This window comes from Mesobacillus sp., assembly GCF_049588175.1.
Classification (GTDB): domain Bacteria; phylum Bacillota; class Bacilli; order Bacillales; family Cytobacillaceae; genus Mesobacillus.
The window spans coordinates 1-2,266 of sequence record NZ_JBAVFI010000039.1 but is presented as its reverse complement, the minus strand read 5'-3'; the positions used below and the strand labels follow the sequence as shown (position 1 = coordinate 2,266).

Genomic DNA, 2,266 nt, shown 5'->3' with positions numbered 1-2,266 from the left:
CCATTACTTAATACACGAATCAGTATATGCAATGTGACTTTAAAAATGAGCCTATTTAAAAACTGAGGTGAATCTAAATTTGCTATAATGATAGGAAAAGCTTCTGTAAACTGTATAGATGGAAAGAAAGGTTTTTTAATATGCCTGAGAAAAAGAAATTATATGAAATTGACCTCTATGAGCCGATCCAAAAACACTTTTTAAAGCAAGGGTACCGCGTAAATGGCGAGGTGCATGATTGTGACTTGACTGCTGTGAAGGGCGAGGAATTAATCATCATCGAATTGAAGCTTAACCTGAATATTGATTTATTGCTGCAGGGAACAAGGAGACAGCGCCTGACGGATCTTGTTTACATAGCTATTCCTAAGCCAAAGCGGATTTCGAGGCGACGTTGGAATGACGTGCTACAACTAATGAAAAAATTGGAACTTGGTTTGATTATTGTGTCATTTTCCGGAAACCGGCGAAAGGTCGAGTTTGTTGTCCATCCAGAGCCATTCGAACGAGGACCTGTTAAAAACAAGAGGAAAAGGTCAGCGCTCCTGGCAGAAATAGAGGGAAGGAGTGCTGATTACAATATCGGGGGCAGCAGCAAAAAGAAAATCATGACAGCATACAAAGAAAATTGCATACAGATTGCCTGCTATCTCGAAAAGTTGGGACCTATGGCTCCGAAAGCACTGGCAGCTCTTGGGACTGGCGACAAAACGCAATCTATCTTAAATAAAAACTATTATAAGTGGTTTGATAAGGTGCAAAGGGGCGTCTATGCCATAAGTGAGCAGGGGAGAATGGAGATTCAAGAAAAACCGGAGCTAGTAAGTTACTATTTGGATAAGCTGGAAGATTAGTGATTACAATTATATTTTAAGGCGGTTTTAAAGGACAAGTTTAACACATCGTATTTTAAAAATATTCCCAAAAATTTGAAACTTATAGTCAGATGAAACGTAAGAAAATATATCAAATCTGAATCCTGAATAGTTTCAAAGGGGGAAATTAAATGAGAAAGTTCGTTTTTATAAGTGTTTTTTTCATTTTGCTTACGGGGTGCTCAAACAGCATGACAGCTAAAGAGGCGATCGAAAAGAATTATGAACATTATAATAATAAAAACTTCGCAGCCTACTTCGAAATGCAGAGTGAAAGACTTCAAGAGGAAATGATCAAAACCACAAAAACGAGCAGGGAGGATCTTGTCCTAGGCTGGAAAAAAAGCTGGATTCCTGCAGAAGTCATAAAGGTTGAGAAAGAAAGCGGCGGGACTGATGAGGGTACAATCGTCACAGCAACCGTCCATTATCCATCAACCCTTCTTAGCCCGGAAACGACCACTAAAACAACTTTCGAACTGATTAAAGAAAATGGTGAGTGGAAAGTCGATGAGGTCTTAAAAACAGAACAACTTGCCAAACATTAAGAAGGTAAACTTCACAGGTCATTCGCTAATTCAAACTTGCATAAAGAATAAAACCCAGGCCCATGAGTATTCTCATGGGCCTGGGTTTTCATTTTTCCCGCTTTCTTCTTAAATCGACGCCAATTGGCGCATCATTACGGCTAGCATCAGCGACAGCCTAGAAAAAAGGGATTGGTTTATTCCTTTTCCAGAAATTTATTTTCAACAAGCTCCTTTAATTTAGAAAGCTCGTTTTCTCCGACATAGTCAAGAGAGGATAAGACACTGTCAATCAGGAACTTCCTGGGTGCTTTTGATTTCAAGAGTTCATCCTTTATAAAATCTAGCTTTTCGATATAATCTTTTTGCTGACAATCAAGCTTTTTGAGTTTAGATATAATACAATATAGGTTTTTTCTTAATTCAAGATCTTCCGTGCGTGAAGTGGGAAGCCACTTTTCCAAAATTTCAGGCGGCAGCAGCTGCTCGCGTGCTTCTCCAGCTTCCTTAACCATGTTCATGACTCGCTTGACACTATAACGAACTACTGGTAAAAGATTTGCACTTGGTCCGTGAGCCATCACATAGTACCTGATATTTTGCTGCAACATTCCCTTGAGCATGATTGTCGCATCAAGCAAATACGGATGTAAGCTTTCATCAAATAGATCTTTGAACCTTTCGTATCCCCATCTGAGAGTTTTCATTTGCCCAATTTCAAGAAATTTCTTCAATTCTTTATCGTTTGAAAAAAACACTTCCTCATACAGTGGAATTAAGTTATTTTCTCTGTTTGTCCTCATTTGAATTTCTATCTGTTTAATCGGGATTTCTGGATCAGAGGGATCCTTTCCTGCTATCAAT

Annotated in this window: 3 protein-coding genes; 2 read left to right on the top strand and 1 reads right to left on the bottom strand. The window is 38.7% G+C overall.

Annotation, left to right across the window (positions count from 1 at the left end):
- Window positions 1-140 precede the first annotated feature (140 nt).
- Together WB217_RS00870 and WB217_RS00865 are read left to right on the top strand one after the other, a co-directional pair.
- Window positions 141-854: a DUF2161 domain-containing phosphodiesterase gene (locus WB217_RS00870; protein WP_423989757.1), complete on the top strand. Its 714-nt coding sequence runs from the start codon at window positions 141-143 to the stop codon at window positions 852-854.
- A gap of 152 nt (window positions 855-1,006) precedes the next feature.
- The gene (locus WB217_RS00865; protein ID WP_423989755.1) at window positions 1,007-1,423 is read left to right on the top strand and encodes a hypothetical protein; all 417 of its coding nucleotides are present in this window, start codon (window positions 1,007-1,009) and stop codon (window positions 1,421-1,423) included.
- A 176-nt stretch (window positions 1,424-1,599) separates the two neighbouring features.
- Here WB217_RS00865 and WB217_RS00860 read toward each other — a convergent pair.
- Window positions 1,600-2,266 (bottom strand): TetR/AcrR family transcriptional regulator (locus tag WB217_RS00860; protein WP_423989753.1); only part of this gene is annotated, 667 nt, incomplete at its 5' end.

Coding starts and splice junctions, on each gene's coding strand:
- WB217_RS00865 (WP_423989755.1), top strand. CDS start 1,007: ATGAGAAAGTTCGTTTTTATAAGTGTTTTTTTCATTTTGCTTACGGGG.
- WB217_RS00870 (WP_423989757.1), top strand. CDS start 141: ATGCCTGAGAAAAAGAAATTATATGAAATTGACCTCTATGAGCCGATC.